The organism is Bartonella sp. MU70NMGDW, from assembly GCF_042194085.1.
GTDB classification, from domain to species: Bacteria; Pseudomonadota; Alphaproteobacteria; order Rhizobiales; family Rhizobiaceae; genus Bartonella; species Bartonella grahamii.
Window position 1 is genome coordinate 1 of the sequence record NZ_JBHIMK010000352.1, and the last position, 1,186, is coordinate 1,186.

The following is a 1,186-nucleotide window of genomic DNA, read 5'->3' on the forward strand; positions in this document are numbered from 1 at the left end:
ACGGTTTTAATGACATTTCAACTCCTCATGTCTTGATCCCATAAATTACACTCACATTAACGGGGCGCGTTTCCCCCCCCGACCCTCTCTGCCATAAGGTGATGCTCAAGATGAGCTCTGTCATGGATGCCCTCTTTAATCAGCATCGAAAAACTTAAAAAGCTTTCAAAGGGACTCCTGATAAACCAAGGTAAACGCGGAGGCTTGTCTTTTTCTGTAAACCTACAACAGACTGATTTATAATGATAATTCACTGTTTTGTATGTTGAATGAGAGTCCCGAATATTGTAAGATTCTCTCATTTCAAGTCTGTTTATATTAAATCAAACAAACCCATTTGCTTGCACGGCATAAGCGGGGCTGGCGTGTGGGTAAAACTGTATAAGAAAGGAATGAAAATGGTTCTTATGAATCGTCTTAACGCAAGGGCTGTTGCAACATTGGGGGCTGGCAAATATAATGATGGTGCCGGCTTGATCCTCCATAAGCGTAAAGATGGTGGTGCTCAATGGCTTTATCGTTATACCATTCACGATCTGCGTCGCGAAATGGGCTTTGGTATGCTAAATGTTTCTTTAAAATATACAAGGCATCACTATTATCTAACTTCAGATACATAACAGTTAAGATATCACTCCTTTTTGCACCTGTTTTTTCATCCTCAAAAATATACCCTTATCGTTTTTAATGCCAACAAAAGTAGAAAATCATTAATATTGTATAGTTTGTATATTTCAATTATCTTGTATAGTGGAGTTGTATAATCTATACATTTATTAAATAATTCAATTATTATCTTATTGATCATTACCCTTACAAAAGGAAGTTTGCCAATTTATCGACAAAAACATCCTTCAAGATGGTCATTAACAATCCCTACAGACTGCATAAAAGCATAACAAATCGTAGGACCAACAAATGTCCAGCCACGTTTCTTCAAGTCTTGAGAAAGGCGAAGAGAGGCAGGGGTTATGGGATGGGCTGACAGTGTTTGAAAGTCTATCTTTTCATAACGCTCTAATGGTGGTGGCTGAAAAGACCAGAAATAGTGGGACAAACTCCCCCACTCAGTTATAATTTCTTGTGCTCTCAATGCATTATTAAGTACCGATTGAATTTTTCCTTGATGGCGAACAATGTCTTTATTCTGCATTAACATTTTCACCTTTAGCTCATCATAATGAGC

The 1,186-nt window shown here is 37.8% G+C and carries 1 protein-coding gene and 2 pseudogenes; 1 reads left to right on the top strand and 2 read right to left on the bottom strand.

The window, feature by feature from the left end; genetic code table 11:
- Positions 1-25 precede the first annotated feature (25 nt).
- Positions 26-221, bottom strand: a pseudogene (locus tag ACFIKE_RS10925) (phage tail protein); the annotation flags it as partial.
- Positions 222-398: 177 nt separating this feature from the next.
- Between ACFIKE_RS10925 and ACFIKE_RS10930 the strand changes: the two are divergent.
- Positions 399-590, top strand: a pseudogene (locus tag ACFIKE_RS10930) (integrase); the annotation flags it as partial.
- Positions 591-835: 245 nt separating this feature from the next.
- Here the strand turns inward: ACFIKE_RS10930 and ACFIKE_RS10935 are convergent.
- On the bottom strand, positions 836-1,186 hold a 351-nt coding region (locus ACFIKE_RS10935), incomplete at its 5' end, for a DNA-3-methyladenine glycosylase I (RefSeq protein ID WP_375649940.1).